Source organism: Thermoanaerobaculia bacterium (assembly GCA_035593605.1).
Classification (GTDB): domain Bacteria; phylum Acidobacteriota; class Thermoanaerobaculia; order UBA2201; family DAOSWS01; genus DAOSWS01.
Genome location: DAOSWS010000024.1, coordinates 37,956 through 55,835, shown reverse-complemented (window position 1 = coordinate 55,835; position 17,880 = coordinate 37,956). Strand labels below are relative to the sequence as shown.

The 17,880-nt window shown below is 52.4% G+C and carries 10 protein-coding genes and 1 tRNA gene; 5 read left to right on the top strand and 6 right to left on the bottom strand.

The genetic code is table 11. The features are described from left to right. Position 1 precedes the first annotated feature (1 nt). Together PLD04_11935 and PLD04_11930 are read right to left on the bottom strand one after the other, a co-directional pair. Positions 2 to 77 (bottom strand) — tRNA-Asn (locus PLD04_11935). A 111-nt stretch (positions 78 to 188) separates the two neighbouring features. After that, the gene (locus PLD04_11930) at positions 189 to 866 is read right to left on the bottom strand and encodes an energy transducer TonB (protein HXK69044.1); all 678 of its coding nucleotides are present in this window, start codon (positions 864 to 866) and stop codon (positions 189 to 191) included. A gap of 237 nt (positions 867 to 1,103) precedes the next feature. On the opposite strand from PLD04_11930, the gene PLD04_11925 reads away from it, so the two are divergent. The 3 genes from PLD04_11925 to PLD04_11915 all read left to right on the top strand — a co-directional run bounded on the left by PLD04_11925 (position 1,104) and on the right by PLD04_11915 (position 9,116). Next, a complete protein-coding gene (locus tag PLD04_11925) occupies positions 1,104 to 1,457 on the top strand; it encodes a hypothetical protein (GenBank protein HXK69043.1) in 354 nt (117 codons plus the stop codon). A gap of 10 nt (positions 1,458 to 1,467) precedes the next feature. Then, positions 1,468 to 2,946 (top strand): pre-peptidase C-terminal domain-containing protein, encoded by a 1,479-nt coding sequence (locus tag PLD04_11920; GenBank protein HXK69042.1) that lies wholly within the window; start codon positions 1,468 to 1,470, stop codon positions 2,944 to 2,946. Between the two features lie 236 nt (positions 2,947 to 3,182). After that, positions 3,183 to 9,116: a PKD domain-containing protein gene (locus PLD04_11915; protein HXK69041.1), complete on the top strand. Its 5,934-nt coding sequence runs from the start codon at positions 3,183 to 3,185 to the stop codon at positions 9,114 to 9,116. Between the two features lie 69 nt (positions 9,117 to 9,185). Here the strand turns inward: PLD04_11915 and PLD04_11910 are convergent, their stop codons facing one another. The 4 genes from PLD04_11910 to PLD04_11895 form a co-directional block, all read right to left on the bottom strand. Further along, positions 9,186 to 10,154 carry a response regulator gene (locus tag PLD04_11910; protein HXK69040.1) on the bottom strand — a complete coding sequence of 323 codons (969 nt, stop codon included), beginning with the start codon at positions 10,152 to 10,154 and terminating at the stop codon, positions 9,186 to 9,188. Positions 10,155 to 10,277: 123 nt separating this feature from the next. Continuing rightward, the gene (locus PLD04_11905) at positions 10,278 to 11,468 is read right to left on the bottom strand and encodes a M24 family metallopeptidase (protein HXK69039.1); all 1,191 of its coding nucleotides are present in this window, start codon (positions 11,466 to 11,468) and stop codon (positions 10,278 to 10,280) included. Then, the gene (locus PLD04_11900) at positions 11,465 to 13,588 is read right to left on the bottom strand and encodes a pitrilysin family protein (GenBank protein HXK69038.1); all 2,124 of its coding nucleotides are present in this window, start codon (positions 13,586 to 13,588) and stop codon (positions 11,465 to 11,467) included. Before PLD04_11900 ends, PLD04_11905 begins: the two co-directional genes overlap by 4 nt. Next, positions 13,585 to 15,084 (bottom strand): pitrilysin family protein, encoded by a 1,500-nt coding sequence (locus PLD04_11895; protein HXK69037.1) that lies wholly within the window; start codon positions 15,082 to 15,084, stop codon positions 13,585 to 13,587. The genes PLD04_11900 and PLD04_11895 overlap by 4 nt, the downstream gene beginning before the upstream one ends. Before the next feature lie 101 nt (positions 15,085 to 15,185). Here PLD04_11895 and nadC point away from each other — a divergent pair, with 101 nt between their 5' ends. Next, positions 15,186 to 16,061 (top strand): carboxylating nicotinate-nucleotide diphosphorylase, encoded by an 876-nt coding sequence (nadC, locus tag PLD04_11890; protein ID HXK69036.1) that lies wholly within the window; start codon positions 15,186 to 15,188, stop codon positions 16,059 to 16,061. A gap of 10 nt (positions 16,062 to 16,071) precedes the next feature. Further along, complete coding sequence (nadB, locus tag PLD04_11885) at positions 16,072 to 17,670, top strand: L-aspartate oxidase (protein HXK69035.1); 1,599 nt, start codon at positions 16,072 to 16,074, stop codon at positions 17,668 to 17,670. Positions 17,671 to 17,880 lie beyond the last annotated feature (210 nt).

The following is a 17,880-nucleotide window of genomic DNA, read 5'->3' as shown; positions in this document are numbered from 1 at the left end:
TTGGCTCGGGCGGAGGGATTTGAACCCCCGACCTAGTGGTTAACAGCCACCCGCTCTACCGATTGAGCTACGCCCGAGCAGTTTGAGAAAGAAGCGCCGCCTGGTTAGCGGCGCCTTAGTATAGGCAAAGTCGCTCCGGGTGTCAAGATGGTTCCTCCATTTATTCAGTTTCCTGCTATTACCCTCTTTTACCGATTCAGGTTGAACATCACAGTCACAACCATCTGGACCTTCACGGGGTTTCCTTCCACCGTAGTCGGCTCATAAATCCAGGTCGCAAGGGTATCCCTGACTGCTGCTTCAAGGATGTGTCCAAGGAGGCCTTTTTCCGTGCGGAGGACCTTAACTTCCTCCACAAATCCCTCAGTATTCAATGTAAGCCTGGCAATCACCATGCCTCCCTTCCCTAGGTTCAGAGCCGTGGATGGAAAGGCAGGGTACGGCTGATAGATCGCTTTTGGAGCATCGACCCCCGGAATCCGGATCACCGTATCCGGGATGGATGGCGGTGTGGGAGGGAAAATTATGGGAATTTCGCTCGTGGCACGGACATCCTCTTCGATGATGGGTTGGGGCACAGGAAGATCAGGATCCCGAAGGCCTGGATTCTCCACAGTGGGAATGATTGACCAGGCGGCCCTGTGATCGATTTGTTGGACGGGATTTGATTCCTCCGGCGGGGGTGGCGGCTGGTATTGACTCAGAACCGATGGAGGAACAGGAATCGGAACCCGGATTGGATGGGTGGAGTGAGAGGTTGGAAAGACAATCAGAAAGAGGAGCAGATGGATGGCAACGGCAACAGTGATCGCCAACCGGAGGCTCTCTTTTGGACTCTCCCAGTTCACAAGATCGTTTCGGACCATGGCTCACCTCCTGATCATGGAGACTCCAGGGACAGGAAAAGGTTCCTCGAATTGCATAAAAGCCTGCACAAAGCAGATGGCAATGTGTTACATTATTACACATAGCGATGCTGACTTTTTGTTATATTGTGAAAATATACACGAACTTATACTACTCTTATTACTATACTTAAATAATTTTTTCTCTAAGATAATGCTCACGGCACATGATTTGCATAAATGGCGGCAGGAGGTACCATGACGAAATGGATTTCTATACTTTGCCTTCTTACTGGTTTTCTTACCCCTCTTGCCGCGGGCACAAATAACATGGATCTTGCTCTGCACAATGCCTTTAAAGGAAGCGGAGTGATTGAAAAGATTCACGTCACATCCGGCCGTGATGCGGTGTACAAAGGAGTGACCTACGATCTGAAGATTGAGTTTACGATCAACGGAAACTTCACGACGCTCCAGGGAGAAGAGAAAACGACTTTTTTCAAGCGTTCCTTCGAGAAAATCCGCACCCTTGTAAAAACGAAAAACGGCCTGATGGTATTTTCAAAACCCGATGGCTTTGTTATTGACGCGGTCGAATTCGCGACCCATTGAGGAGGCGCTCATGACTTCGCGTAATTACGTTCTGATAGGATTACTTTTCACAGTTTTGCTCCTTTCGACTTTATTACCGGCAGCGACGGGGGGCCCGGACTCTTACGGGTACATGTGGCGTGATACGGCAGATGGGGCAACGTACTCCTGGATTGAAATTGCTTCATCAGGATTTGACCTGGATCTGATCGACGACGAGCTCAGCACGCCCCAGACACTAAGTTTCCAGTTTAATTTCTATGGTACCAACTATAACCAGATCAAGATCAGTTCCAACGGCTGGATTACATTTGATACCAATGAGACAAGTTCCTGGGCGGGAAATTACGGGATACCAGGAGTGGACGGCCCTCCGCTCATGGTGGCGGCCTTCTGGGATGACCTGGATCCCCCGACGCTTCCAGGCGAGGTGTACTTCGAGGATTTCGGCACTTACGCCGTTATTCAATGGGATGATGTAGAGAAATATTTAACCAACACCTACAACACTTTTGAAATTATTCTCTACGATTCAGGTACGATCAAGCTTCAGTACCAGACAGTTGATTCCCTCCAAAACAGCTGCACAGTCGGAATCGAAAATACGGCGGAGGATGATGGGCTCGAATGTCTCTACAACGGAACCGGAGTGACCTTAAGCGACAGTTATGCAATCGAGTTTTACACAGGGATTTCAGTCATTGACTGCACCGGCGCCACCTCCATTTCGTGCGGCGATACGTTAACCAATATCACTTCAAGCTTCAGCGATGTCATCACGGATTACGGCTGTAACGGCACGACGTACGACGGGGACGAAGAAGTATTCGAATTTGTGCTCGCTACCGAGGCCAATGTCACGATTACGATCTCTCACGGTGGCGGGGAGAGGCTCGACGTCTTTCTCCTTTCCGACTGCAATGAAGTGACAAACTGCATCGCCTGGGGGGACAACTCGATCACGGCAACCCAGCTGTCCGCTGGAACGTACTATATCGTCGTAGATGGTGAAAGGAACGGGGACACCGGTCCCTTCGATATTTCCGTGGACTGTGACGCAACATGCTCCATTAACTGCAGCAGTTCCTGTGACATCCCCATCTTTACTGAAGATTTTGATGCAGGTCTCCCGGGCACATGGACCATTCAGGACAGCGGTGACAGTACGGACACCTGGTTTGAGGATGATGTCAGCGATCCTTCCGGCTGCGGAAGCATTAATCCTGCCTCCCCTCTCTCCGGCATCTGGATGGCTGTGGATTCGGATTGTTACGGTGATGGTATCCGTATGCAGGAAGGATTACGTTCGCCCCGTATCAACTGCACCACCGGCGGACCCTTTAGCGAGATCCATCTAACCTTCGACCACTACTACCGTCATTCCTCGAGCGACACAGCATTAGTACAGGCCAGGTCGTCTAATACCGGCGACGTATGGCAAACCGTCCAGACATGGAATGCCTCGACCACTAATCCGGCGGCCGTGGATATCGATATATTTCGACGATAGCCCTGGGTGCTGCTGACCTGCAGATCAGATTTGTCTATGATGACAATAACACCTGGGCCTGGTACTGGTACGTTGATAACGTTGGGGTATGCGGAGTCTCCGCAGGCGGTGGAGCGGACTGTTCCAGTGCACAAACCATTACATGTCCTTACAGTGCGACAGATACGACAGCAGGCGGAACATCGGAATTTGACTGCTATGCGTGTGATATTTTTGCGTACGCGGGTTCTGAGAAGATGTATGAGATCACGCTGGCCGGATCCACAGTTTTGGATATCGCTCTCTCCAATTATGGAACGAGAGATCTAAATGTCCTGCTTCTTTCAAGCTGTGACGCCTGCGATTGCATCGCTGTCGGTCCTGCCATCAGTGAAACTGTGCCTGCAGGAACCTATACAATTGTCGTGGACGGGTACACTTCGGGAGACGATGGTTCTTTTGACATCGATATCACCTGTACGGATCCGTGCGACACCCTTCCCGTTGTAAACTGCGGGGATACCGTGTCTGGAGACACCTCCGACGATACGGATGATTTTCACCCGCCATGCGGGACCTCCGGGGGGAAGGATGAGATGTGGAAGCTGGTTTACAACGGACCCATTGGATCGAATATCAACATTTCCGTCCCCTCCCCCGGGTGGGACCATGTCGTCTATATTCTTTCGGACTGCACGGATGAAAATTCCTGCACCCACTACTCCGATCCCGGGACGATTGACGTTACAACAACCTCCAGCCCTCAAACCTTTTTTATCGTTATCGATGGATACGGAACCGGTTCCGGCACCTATGATCTGACGGTCAGCTGCTCCGCAAACACTTTGGACTGCGGTTCACCAATTCCGCTTGCCTGCGGCTCAACAGTCAGTGTTGACACTTCGACAGGGAATGAGAATGTAGCAAGCTATAACTGCGATCCCGGGAATTACTATTATGGCCCCGAGGTTGTCTATGAATTCACCACACCAGCCGCTGGTGATATTACTGCGACGTTATCCAACCTGGCAGGCGATGATCTGGATATCTTCATCCTCGATGCCTGTGATCCCGATTCCTGCGTGGCATACGGTAACACAACGGCCAGTTATCCGGCGGCTACAGCGGGAACGTACCTTCTAGTAATTGACAGCGACAAGGCGGGAAGCTCCGGAACGGCAGATCTAACGATCACCTGTCCCCTGGCCAACAATTTAAATTGCGCGGGAGCCGTGGATATCACCTGCAACACGGAACTGGATGGAGATACGACAACAGGTCTGGCCGGACAGGCACGGTATGGCTGCGGTGTACGCGATCTTCAGGGCCGGGAACTCATCTATCACCTTGACCTGACCGGGAATACCGATCCCGTGTACCTTCTAGCCTCGCTGTCCAACACCGGGACCCGGGACCTGGACCTTGTTCTCCTGGACGGATGCAATCCCAATTTCTGTGTCCTTCATGAGGACTCGCAGATCACCTACCTCGCTGACCCTGGTGATTATTACCTTATCGTCGACGGCTTAGCTGCCCAGGACAATGGTACGTTCCACCTGGAGGTGCTCTGTTCCGCACCATCCACCTTAAGCTGCGGAGGGGGTCTCTGCGATCCCGGGTACGAACCGATCCTCGAGGAAAATTTCGAAGGTACCTGGGGTACTTACGGCGACAATCCGCCAGCGGGCTGGTCAATTGAGGATAACGCGGGAGGATCAAGCTGGGATTACAACGACTGGCACAGGTGGAGTAATGGCGCCCCCCAGAACTACGTCGCCAGGGTTTACTATACACCCATCGAAAATCAGGATGAGGAGCTGATCACTCCGGTTTTGGACTGTTCATCTTACACTTCTGTTATCCTGAAGTTCTGGCATTACTATGATGATATCGGTGCCGGAGGAGACACGGCCGATGTCGATCTCTCTAAAAACGGCGGGGGAAATTTCAACACAAATGTGGCCACCTTCGATGCCGATGTTCTGGGAACCACAGAGAGCTACGACATTTCCTCCGACGCTGCCGGAGACAACAATATCGTGCTTCGCTGGCGTTATTACAACGCGAATAATGACTGGTACTGGAAAGTTGACGATGTGGCTGTGTGCGGTTCACCCTCCAGTTCGGCACACCTTTCCTGTCCGGGTACCGACACAATCGCCTGTGGTGATACCCTGACCGGGGAAAAGATGGGAAGTGCAAATAATCAACAGGAGTACGGCTGCTCCGACTACACCTTCAGCGCTAATGAAATGGTCTACAGGTTCACGATCTCCCAGGTCCAGACCGTCAACATCACTCTCTCCAATTTCGGGGACGAAGACCTGGCCGTTTTCCTCCTGAGCGCCTGCGATCCCTGCGCGTGCATCGAGGGAGGAGGGACCTCCATCAGTGCTTACGCACTAAGCCCGGGGACCTACTATATTGTCGTGGAAGGATTTGATGCATCGGAAAACGATGCCGTGTTTGACATTTCGATGAGCTGCAACGATCCATGTATCAGCATACCGGTAATCTCCTGCAACACTCCCGTTTCCGGAGATACTTCCAACGACACGAATGTCATCAATCCATCCTGCGGAAGCGGAGCCGGCCCGGAAGAGATTTGGAAGCTGGTATTTGACGGCCCGGTGGGATCGACGCTGGTGATCTCTATGCCTACTCCAGGTTTCGATCACGTCCTCTACGTTCTTGACAACTGTGCGGACGGTACATCCTGTACGGATTGGGTCGATTCAGGGAATATAACTCTGGTAACCACAACATCACCCCAGACTTACTATATCGTCGTGGATGGATACTCCTCCAGTGCCTCCGGTACCTATTCCAACCTGCTGGTTACCTGCCCCATTCCGAACAATATAGACTGCGGTGCAGCCACCCCTGTGAGCTGCGGAGATACGATCAACGGGGATACGATTGGACTGCCCAACGACGGCGTGGAGTATGCAGGCGTCAATGGGACCTTCAATGGAAGCGACATTGTCTATGCTCTGACGATTGCTTCGCCGACCAACCTGGATTTCTACCTGGAAAACCACCCGGGACGCAGCCAGTTTCTCTTCCTTCTTGAGGTGGATACCTGCAACGTGAATAACGTCATTGAAGGCGGTGTCCAGGAAATCCATCTGGACAATGCTCCCGCAGGGACCTATTACCTGATCGTGGACGGAAGGACTCCCTTCGACAACGGAACCTACGATTTAAGAATCGTGTGCAACACTCCCCTTACCCCTTCCTGTTCGTCAAACTGCACTGCGACGATCTTTTCTGAAGATTTCAGCGGAGGTCTACCCGTTTCATGGACGGTGGATCATAATGGGGATTGTTCCGGACCCGCAGAGACCTGGACAGATGCGAATCCGGGGTTACGAACCGCCACCTTGCCCGTGACAACTCCATTTATGATTTGCGACAGTGACGAGGCCGGATCAGGGTGCACGATGGATGAACGATTCTTCTCACCGGTAATCGACGCAACCGCTGGAGGACCATTCACAGAAGTCCACCTGGTCTTTGATCATTACTTCTTCTGGTACAGCCTCAGCCTGGATGAACAGGGTGAAATCGCCGTACGCTCCTCTGCAACTTCGGGTTGGCAGGTTGTTGCAAATTACTCCGGGGCGAGCAGTCCCAATCCGGAAACCGTCGACATCGACATCTCTGCAGAGGCACTGAATCAAACGGATCTTGAAGTTGGATTCCGTTACTACAATGCAAGTTACGAAATGTACTGGATGGTCGATAATGTACAGGTGTGCGGCGTTGAAGCCGGAGGTTCGTCCGATGTGAACTGCGGAGCGGCCACTGTCATCGCCTGCAACTCCACGAACGCCGGCGACACCTCCGCGGGAGGGCTGGCAAATAATGCGAATGCCTACAGTTGTGCAAATGATACGTACGACGGCAACGAACAGGTTTTCGAAATTTCCATTGCTGAAGATACGATCCTGGAGGTCATCCTCTCTAATTTCGGAACGAGTGAGCTGGATGCCTTTCTGCTGGACAGCTGTTCCAAGTGCTCCTGTGTTGCCGGGGGAAGTGACTACTTCAAATATAATATTTCTGCCGGGACCTATTACATCGTTGTCGATGGATTCTCCGCCGCCGATAATGGTCCGTTTAATTTAACGGTTAATTGCACCTCCTGTGTGGATCCGACCATGCATAACCGGTGGACCTCATGCGAAAATCCCCGTTCTCCCATCACAACTTCCACGACATCGGCCTTTGAGTGGAATTTCGACGACTGCGATTACTGCCGTGATTCCGGTAATACCTGTTTTTCCACTCCCTGCACGTTTGACATGTACATCGTTGCGGAGTGTGGCACCGAAATGCATATGCCCCTCTATGACAATGAATCAGGAGATCTCTCGATTTATGACATGACGAACGGCCAGTATGTCTACCTATATGCTCAATCGACGGGAGGCTGGCTGGCAGAAGGAACCAATATCCAGTGGGAGGATTGCGGGGGGCTGGATCCAAACTGGAATGACCAGACCACGGACATCTGGTTTTATGGTTCTCCGACGCTCTGCGGGATCTACCGTGCAGAGTTCGTGGACTGGGGCGGATTTATCTGGGATCTCTATTCCAACTGCACAGGAACCGATACACCCGGTTTTAAGATTTACGATAACTACTGTGAAGCGCTTGCCGCATACGATCCCTACCCGGCCCTGAATGTCGAATCAATGACCATCTCCGGAAGCTGCCCGACTTACACGGTGGATTACACGATCTCCAATGCAGGTTGCTCAGAGGCGACAACCACTGTTGTGGCCTGGTCCGACCTGGGAGGATCGACAGAAGAGGACGTTACCGTAACTCCGGGAGCAACAGAATCAGGGTCGCTTGTGGTGAATATCCAGAATTCAGGGATCGGCACGATTTACGCATACGCCGACTTTTATGACTATGTGAAGGAGTGCCAGGAAGCAGGAGATACGGCAACCGCCTGTTCTGTATCAGGCGGGAGCTCCTATCAGCAGTCTGCGATCAACTGCGGGTGTGCCATCCCGACTTTTTCGACAGCTAATGTGGAGGATCTCAGCTGTCCCGTGGGCCTGAGGATCTTCTGGAATGCTGCGACGTTTAACAGCGGATCGGGACATTACGATATTTACCGCTCGTCCATCTCCTTTGCCGATGCCGTTTCAAAACCGGCAATTGCTGAACAGGTCACCACACTTGAGTTCATCGACAACTCGGTGACCCAGTTTATCAACTACTGGTACGTGGTGAGAGCGGAGGATGACGATCCGGCTCCGGGAGGCTGCACGGCAGGACCTCACGGCGGGATGTATACCGACGTCAATGTCGGTCCCATCACCGACAACCTCCCCTCAAGCGTGGTGGACAAACCGTACGACATCGGGAATGACCTCCGGGCATGGAAGAACCCGGATGGTTCCGTGCACCTGGACTGGGACAATGTGGTACCTGCTCCTGAGACGACCCATTACCATGTCTACCGCACGACTGACTGTACCGGTATCGTTCCCGACGACTGGAATATGATCTGCCCGGATATTCCTGATCCACTTGCCCTGGATGATCCCATCAACGATCAGCAGTATGACGATGCAACGGCTACGGTCGCCAACCTCTATTTCTATGACATCCGAAGCGCCAATGACTGCGAAACGATGTGTCCCGATGTCCTGAACATCAATTTCACATCCAACTCCCCCTCCTGCAATGGGTCGGGGCAGATTGACTTCTCAGCCATGGTCCAGGGTGGAATCGGTCCGTACGATTACGTGTGGGAATTTGGGGATGGCGCGACTTGCAGTACGGCCACAATGGATTGCGCACCCTCCGACACCGACCCATCCCATACCTATACATTTCCGCCCTACAGCCGGGATGTGACCCTTACCGTGACGGATTCGACTCAGCCGTCGAACCAGCAGGAGGCTGTTGTGAAAATCGTGAAGTTTGGCACGGGGGTAACCGCTTCCTTCACCTCGACACCCTCCGGCCTCCAGGTCACATTCGATGGTACGGCAGGGGGCGGTTCAGGTGCGTACAGCTACAACTGGTCCTTCGGGGACAGTTCAACATCGACCCTGGAAGATCCGGTTCACACCTACGGTGCATCGGGCTCATACAATGTCACCTTCACCGTGACGGACACCCAGACAGGATGTCAGGCTTCCTCCACGGACACATTAGACCTGTAGGAACGACTTAACGACGGTACAGGGGGGAGCCTTGCCGCTCCCCCTTTTGTTTATGAAAAAAAGAGATAATCAGGATTCGGACGTTTGTAAATGGTGGATAATCCCTGCATCCAGAAGCTGGCACAGGGCACGGAGGGATTCGAGTTCGGTCAGAGAACTCATGGCAATGACTGTCCCGATCTGACCATGTTTCTCAACAAGATCCAGCATCTTTTGCATAGTCGATCCGGATGGAGGCAAATCAATCCCGTGATCCGGGGTAACTTCCAGGACATTCCCGCCCTCTGTAATGTGATTCAGGAGAACTTCACACTCATCCAGCTGGGTGATGCTGGACATCAGGGCGGAGCCCAGGGAGTCATCCATGGTCGGTTCATCGAGAAAGATTTTCGGTTCAACCTTAAAGGATCCGGCCGTCCATCCCATCATGGTAAAAAAGGCTTTTTTCCCTGTTAGGTTTTCGGTTTCCGCGTGAAGGAGATGTTTCCTGGCGAGGAATATTTTCCCCCATTCTCCTTGCGGAGTCTCGATGTGAAGGCAGATTTCATCAAGGTTTAAATAGTTTACGAGCTGAAGCAGGTCGGGTATCGTCACATCCCCGATTGTTCCCGTTATGATCCCCAGGCTTTCGCGATCTTTTACAATGTCCGCCATGGCCCTGATTCTGCGGACTTTTTCGATATGACGGCCCACGCGAAGAACGAGCTCTTCCGGGTCCACCGGTTTGACAAGATACTCATCTGCTCCCACCTTCAACCCCTGAATTCTCTCGGGCTGACTTCCAAGAACGGTACAGAAGAAGAAGGGAATCGCATCATGGCCCAGGGATCGGATTCGCCTGCAGAGCTCGTATCCGGACATACCCCCCATCTGCACATCGGAAATGATGATTTCCGGCAGAAACTGCTCCAGCGCATTCAGGGCTTCTTCCCCCGATTGTGCGGTTCGGACGGTGTACCCCTGCCCTTCCAGAACTGCGCGCAGATAGCGCAGGATATCGGGATCGTCATCAACAATAAAGACATTTACAACATCCATGGAATTTCCTGCCTTTCGGATCGACTTTTCAAGAGCTCAAAAAAGCCATCCATCATCTTATTGTACAACCATACAGGGGGGAGTTCAAAAAAAGGGGGGCGGAAAATCCGCCCCCCGAAGCACTTAGTCTACGTTTAACAGTAGAAGTTTTTCCTGGGAAGGCCCGGTAACCTCAACCCGGTTGTCATGCGTGACAAAGACGTCAACTTCGGTTCGAACCGCCATCTTCCCTTCCAGGTAAATTCCCGGTTCCACGGAAAAGCAGATCCCGGGAACAAGAGGACGTTCGTCCTTGGTTTCGAGGTTGTCAATATTGACACCGTTTCCGTGCACTTCCCGTCCAATGGAGTGGCCGGTTCGATGGACAAAGAAGTCTCCGTACCCTGCCCCGGATACAACCTCCCGGCAGGCATCATCGACTTCCCATCCATGAACCCCCACTCCTCCGGAGAATCGTTCCCGCGCGAACATGACCGCTCGATCCCGGGCCTTCACAACCGTGTCAAAAATACGTTCATACTCGTCCGGTGGAGTTGAGCCCAGATATCCACACCAGGTAATATCGTGGTAAATGCCATCCGGACGATCAAGCCGGGCCCATAGGTCGATAAGAAGGGTATCCCCTTTCTTGATCGCGTAGGAATTTTCCGGGGTTGGCATAAAGTGCGGATCCGCAGGATGTTCATTCACACCCACAATGGGTTCATCTCCATCACAGGTGAGGCCTTCGTCAGAGAATCGTTTCACAATGAATTGCTGAACTTCATACTCCGTGATCGATTCTCCTTTCCGGATCATTGATTCAATCAGGGAAAAGGCTTCATCCTTGATGGCATGAACCTTGCGCCCGGCCTCAAGGTGCAGTTGATACCCCGATTCGGGAATCACGGCTTCAAATGCCTGGATCAGGTTCGCAGATGACTTTACTTCCGGGCCAAAGGATCGAACCAGTTCCACGGTTCCTGCATCAGCCAGGGAGACATAGGGAATGTGGTTCATGGGAGACATATTCATTGCGAGGATTCGGCATGATCCCAATGTCTCGGCAAGCAGACGGTGAAGTTCTTTCCACGCCCGATAGACAATCTTTTTCCCGGGAAGAGCATCCAGCTTGGTTTTCTCCACGGCATGAACCAGACGGAGGGGCTCTCCAGATGCGGGGATAAAGTAAAACCATCTCCGGGTTGTCATCGTTTCCATGGGAAGCTGGAGAACCCGGTACGACAGGGGATCCCTGTGATGAAAATCAAAGAGAAGCCATCCGTCAACTCCCTCCGCCCTCAGGGCTTCCTGGATCCGTTCAATCAGACTCACTCGGCCGCCCCCGGCATGGCAAAGATGGAAGCGTCAAGGGTCGGACTGAGAACAACTTTCAGCACCTTTGACGTGATATAGGGCTCACCATTCGCCGTCACGGTATAGGAAGCCGGGTATACTACGCCGTCCACAGTCTGATAATCTGTGTAAGCCTGAACCATTTCAGCAGGCCCCATCTGGGTCTTTCCCTGATACTTCATTCCAGCAATGGAGTGGTCTTTCGTGTCCAGGAAAATTTTAAACTGCGCTTCTCCCTTTTTCACGAAGACGGCATCCACGGTTTTGTCTCCGAGGGATTCCGTTCCTGCATACTGGAAGGTCACATCAGGATTCTTCACAGCATTGAGAAGGTTGAAGAATTCCTTCATGATTTCATCTTTGAACTCTTCGGCCGGATAGGGTTGGACACCCTGGGGTGTCTTTACCCATGCCGTCGTTCCATCGTAAGCCTGCTCAATGGTTCCGAAGGGCATGGTCACGGTAACGTGGATCTTATCGGGAAGGACCATCTTGGCAACCGTAGTGAGGGTAAACTGCTGTCCTCCCATATCCATGGTGAGCTCTTCCTCTACCTCTTTTCCCGTTACCTTCAGGACGGCATCTCCCCCGTGAGCCTTCAGGGCACGGGTCATCAGTGCACGTCCCTTGTCCAGATCGGCTTCCGTCGCTTCGGGAGCTTCCTCTCCCTTCGGAGCGGGGATCGTGATATCCACTTCCTTGACCTCACCCAGCTCGGAGAGGGAGGGATCGATCTCGTCCTTGTTTCCAACGACGTAGATCAGAAGGTTGTCGGGATCGAGATACTTCGCGGCCACCTTGTTGACATCCTCCACGGTGACGGCTTTGATCTTTTCGCGAAGAACATCAAGGCTGTTCATCGGCATGCCGTAAAAGGCATAGGACTGCAGACGTCCGATAAGCTTACCGGCCGTATCAAAGTTGAAGACGAACTTTTCAAAAAAAGCCTTTTTCGCCTTATCCAGCTCTTCCTGGGTTACACCGTTGGTTTTGATGTCACGGATTTCCGCGATTACGGCATTGATCGCGTCCACGGTTTTGGGAGACATCGTAAAGGTGGATACAAAGAAGGAGCCGCGATGGGTGTATTCCCAGTCAACTCCTCCATACACACCGTAGGTGAGTCCCTTGTTGGAACGGATATTCTTGAACAGCCTTGAGGCGAACCCGCCCATTCCAAAGATCCGGTTCATGACTTCAAGTGCGTAGTAATCAGGATTGTCTCGCTGGATCCCAAAGTGGCCCAGCTCGATGTAGCTCTGATTCACGCCGTCCTTGTGGGAAAAATAGACACCGGGTGTAAGGTCGTACTTCATCTTCGGGTAGCTGGCAACCTTTCGGCCGTTATCTTCCCATCCCTTAAAGCTTTCTTTCAGAGTCTTGGCAACCGCCTTGGCATCGATATCCCCCCAGATTGCAAGAATTCCGTTGGAGGGGAAGAAAAAGCGCTGGTGATAGGCCACAAGGTCGTCCCTTGTTATGGCATCCACCGTGGCGTATTCCTCGATAGCGACATAAGGATTATCCTTCCCGTAGAGAAGGCGGGGAAATTCTCTGGAAAGGATTTCCTGAGCCTCGTCATTTCTTCGGGATATGGCGCTTTTGATCTGATCTTTGGCCAGCTGTATCTTATCCTCACGAAAGGCAGGATTTAAAACGATATCCCGGAAAATATCCAGGACCTGGGTGAAGTTTTCACTGAGGCAGTTGAAGGAGACATAGGCCGATTCGCTCGAGGCAAAGGCTTCGACGCTGGCCGACATGCTTTCCAGCATTTCGCTCAGATCATCTCCGGTTACAGCTTCGGTTCCGCCGGTTCTCATAACTTCCGTTGCAATACCAGCAAGGCCGGCCTTGTCGGCAGGATCAAAAACACTGCCGCCACGGTACATGAGACGTCCAGACACGAGGGGAAGACGGTGGTCTTCCACCAGCATGATCCTGAGGCCGTTTTTCAGCGTGATCTGCTGAACATCCGGCGTTTTCAGGGGACGAAGTTCCGGAGCATTATCCGAAAGCTTTGTAAATTCCTGAGGTACGACAGCCAGAAGAGAAAATGCCATCAACGTGATGAAGGCGAAAAGAAGGACCCGTCTCATGATTCACCTCCGTCCTTCGCGGGTTGGAGAAAGACAACGGTCCGATTCGTCCTGGTGAAATACTCCTTGGCCACCCGCATGATGTCGTCCTTGGTGACTTTATCGATTTGTTCCAGCTCGGAGAACATATCCCGCCAGTCCCCGGTGATCGTCTGATAGAAGGCCAGCTGGTGAGCAACACCGGAATTGGATTGGAGCTCCCGCAGAAAATCACCTTTGGCACGGGTTTTCACACGATTCAGTTCTTCATCGGAAACAGGTTCATTCTTCATCTTCTCAATTTCCTCATACATGACACTTTCCACCTCATCATTGGTGTGGCCCTGCATGGGGAGTCCGTAAAAAATAAAGAGGCCGGGGAACTTCTGTCCGGGAATCCCGGTGAAGGCTCCGGCAGCCAGGGCGATCTTGTCATCTCGGACAAGCCGCTTATAAAGACGACTGGTTCTTCCATTCCCCATGATATCGGTGATCGCGTTAAAGACCGATTCATCGGGATGGTTGAAGTCGCCCTTGTGGTACCCAATAATGGCAAAGGGCTGCGAGGGATCTTCCATGATCTCCCGCCGCTCTCCCCTCTGCGGAGGCTCCACGGTCTCCACCGGTTCGGGAGTGGGGCGGGTCGGAAGTCTACCGAACCACTTTTCGATAATGGGCCTGGCTTCCCTGGGAAAAACGTCTCCCGCAATGGCAACAACCATGTTGTTGGGCTGGTAGTAATTCTCGTACCAGTTCTGAGCCTCGGCGCGGGTAATCGTCATAAGATCGGACATCCAGCCCACGACGGGATTATGGTAGGGGTGGGCGATGTAGGCCATCGCGATGAATTCTTCAATCATCCGGCCTGTCGGGCTTGATTCGGTCCGCATCCTGCGCTCTTCCATCACGACGTCTTTCTCCGAATAGAATTCGCGCAGGCGGGGATTCAAGAAACGCTCGGACTCCATGTATGCCCAGAGCTCCAGCTTATTGGAGGGGAAGTTGTAAAAATAAGCAGTATTATCCCAGGATGTGTAGGCGTTGAGACCGGAACAGCCTTCACGCTCCACTAATTCATTAAACTCATTGGATACAACATATTCCTTGGCATTCTTTTTTGCTTCCTCGAGGGTGCTTTTTAATTCGTCGAGCTTGGCGCTGTCCTTGAGGTCGCCTTTGTCATACTCGGCTTTCCAGGCATAGAAGGCCTCGTCGACTTTCTTCATCGCTTCCATTTCCTTGGCAGGGTCCGACGTTCCGATGTTGTGGGTTCCCTTAAATGCCATGTGTTCGAAAATGTGGGCGATCCCGGTAATACCCGGTTTTTCGTTGGCACTTCCAACATTGACGTAGGTCACCATGGAGATGACAGGCGCTTGATGATTCTCGAAGAGAATTACCTTCAGCCCGTTATCCAAGGTGAATTCGGTTACCGATTGCTCCATCTCCTGAAAGGCGCCAGCAATGAGCAGGCTCCCCATGAGAAGGAGCGCGAATACGAAGAGTATACGACGCATTCAAACCTCCTTGATCAGGGTGCAATATGACCATTATACGGCATTCGGGCCGTACGGTTTCAAGATCGTATTTTCTTCCCTTCGAGTGGTACAATATTTCAATGAGTCAGAAGTTTGCCCTCCTTGAATCCCTTGAATCCCTCCTCCCACTGGCTTTCGGGGAAGATATGCCCGATATCACCGCGGAGGCCACCTGCCATCCCGGTGACAACATCGTTGCACGAATCGTCGCAAAGCAGCCCGGCGTCATCTGCGGCCTCCCCCTCCTTCCCTATATTTTCACCTATCGTATGGCCAGTATCTCCGTAGCGCCCCAGGCCAAAGACGGAGAAGTTGTCCAGACTGACCAGGCCATCGCGGTAGTCGAAGGTTCCGGCACAGGAATCCTGTCGGCTGAGAGAGTTGCACTGAATTTTCTTCAGCACCTTTCGGGAATCGCAACTCTGACACGAAAATTTGTCACGACGATGCAGGCTCAGAATGTGACCCTCCTCGACACGCGGAAGACTACGCCGGGCTGGAGGCTTCTTGAAAAATACGCGGTTCGTGTGGGGGGAGGTAAAAACCACCGGATGGGTGCTTACGATGAGTACCTCATAAAGGAAAATCACGTGCGGGTGTCCGGAGGTATTGACAAGGCCATCCAGGCAGTGAAAGATCACAGGGGTTCCAACAAAAAACCCCTGGTTGTTGAAGTTACCAATATGGAAGAGCTGAAACTTGCCCTGACCATGGGAGTCGATCGCATCATGCTGGACAACTTTGACCTGGAGACAATGAAACAGGCTGTATCCTTAACGAGAGGAAAGGTTCCCCTGGAAGTCTCCGGGGGAGTAAACCTTCAAACCGTGCGGGCCATTGCCTCCACAGGAATCCAGTTCATCTCCGTTGGCGCCCTGACCCACTCCGCTCCCATCCTTGACCTCTCCCTGCAGGTTTCGACCCTGGAATTTATGCAAAAGAATTCAGGGAAGTGACCTCCTGACCATGGTGAACCTCAAAAATCGCTGCATCTATGACGTAATTGTCCTTGGGACAGGAATCTCCGGACTTACCACAGCTCTCACACTGGGTCGTCATGGCCTCAACGTGCTCTGCGTAACGAAAAACTCCGATCCTCTGGCGACAAATTCGGTTATGGCCCAGGGTGGGATTATTTTCCGGGGTTCAGGAGACTCCTCTGCCCTTCTCGCTCAGGACATCATGCATGCCGGAGCAGACATCTGTCACCGGCCTGCCGTGGACTTTCTGGCCAAACATGGTCCTGATGTCGTGGAATCACTTCTGATCCGGGACCTCAAAGTTCCCTTTGACACGGAAAACGGCGGGCACCTTCACCTGACCTCGGAGGGCGCCCACAGCTGCCCCAGGATCATCCATGTCGCGGATTATACGGGGAAGGCTATTGAACAGGTCATGCTGAACGCCGTCAAAAATCATCCCAATATCGACCTGGTGACAGACCTGACAGCCATCGATCTTCTAACGATCCGCCACCATTCCACGAGCTATGAATTCAAGTACAACCTGGAAAATGAATGTGTGGGAGTCTATCTTTTTCATAATGGTACCCGGGAGGTTATTGCCGCCTTTTCTAACGCGGTGGTCCTGGCTACCGGAGGATGCGGCCACCTCTACAGCCACACAACCAACTGGCCCGGAAGTATCGGCCAGGGGATGGTCATGGCATCACGAGCCGGTGCCTATCTTCTCAATACCGAATATGTTCAGTTTCACCCCACAGCACTCTATCGCACCGGAGCCGATCGATTCCTTATCTCCGAATCCCTTCGGGGGGAGGGCGCCCGACTGATTAACCTGTCGGGTGAACCTTTTATGGAACGGTATGATCCTGAGCTCCAGGATCTTGCTCCACGGGATGTCGTTGCCAGGGCGATCCTTGAGGAAATGACCCTGCGGGGGGAGGAATGTGTTCTCCTCGATCTTGCCAGTCATTACAAAGGATCGATTTCCATACAGGAACGTTTCCCAACGATTTACCGGGAATGTCAGAAGTACGGCATCGACATCAGCCGGGAACCGATACCGGTCGTTCCTGCCGCTCATTATTTTTGCGGGGGAGTCCTTTCCAACACGGAGGGACAGACAACAATCCGCCGGCTGTATGCCGTGGGCGAAGTATCCTGCACCGGGATTCACGGGGCGAACCGCCTGGCTTCCAGCTCCCTTCTCGAAGGACTGACCTGGGGCTACTATACCGCACTCTCCATCGGAAAGACTCTGGCACAGGGACGTCGGTTGTCACGCAGGATTCTGGAGACGATCCCGGACTGGATCCCTTCGGGTCAACGGGATGATGAAGATCCAGCCCTGATCCTCCAGGATTGGACCCGGATTCGATCGACGATGTGGAATTATGCGGGGATAACGCGGACCAAGGAACGACTGGAACGAGCCGTGGCAGACCTGGGAGATTTAAGCAAGCGGCTCACTCTGTTTTACCATGAGTCATTGATCAGCAAACCGATTATTGAGCTTTTTCAGGGAACGATGGCGGCCCAGATCATCACGGAGGCCGCCCTCCGCAATACCCGATCCCGCGGAGCCCATTACCGGAAAAGCTGATCTTTCAGGAAATTATTGATCCACCTTGCAAATCAATCTCTTTGTGGTTCCGAAAGTATGGGACACAGACCTGTACGCGGAGTGAACGTTCACAATGGTGGAAGAAAACCTGACAGTGGTCTAACTGCTATGTTATTTGAGATATACAGGTACCTTACTAAAGATTTTATTTCAGATAACATGGGATTTACGAACCGCATTTACGAGGGG

Bases quoted from the DNA above. Each gene is read 5' to 3' on its own strand.
- PLD04_11930 (HXK69044.1), bottom strand. From the start codon at position 866: ATGGTCCGAAACGATCTTGTGAACTGGGAGAGTCCAAAAGAGAGCCTC.
- PLD04_11925 (HXK69043.1), top strand. From the start codon at position 1,104: ATGACGAAATGGATTTCTATACTTTGCCTTCTTACTGGTTTTCTTACC.
- PLD04_11920 (HXK69042.1), top strand. From the start codon at position 1,468: ATGACTTCGCGTAATTACGTTCTGATAGGATTACTTTTCACAGTTTTG.
- PLD04_11915 (HXK69041.1), top strand. From the start codon at position 3,183: ATGTATGAGATCACGCTGGCCGGATCCACAGTTTTGGATATCGCTCTC.
- PLD04_11910 (HXK69040.1), bottom strand. From the start codon at position 10,154: ATGGATGTTGTAAATGTCTTTATTGTTGATGACGATCCCGATATCCTG.
- PLD04_11900 (HXK69038.1), bottom strand. From the start codon at position 13,588: ATGAGACGGGTCCTTCTTTTCGCCTTCATCACGTTGATGGCATTTTCT.
- PLD04_11895 (HXK69037.1), bottom strand. From the start codon at position 15,084: ATGCGTCGTATACTCTTCGTATTCGCGCTCCTTCTCATGGGGAGCCTG.
- nadC (HXK69036.1), top strand. From the start codon at position 15,186: ATGAGTCAGAAGTTTGCCCTCCTTGAATCCCTTGAATCCCTCCTCCCA.
- nadB (HXK69035.1), top strand. From the start codon at position 16,072: ATGGTGAACCTCAAAAATCGCTGCATCTATGACGTAATTGTCCTTGGG.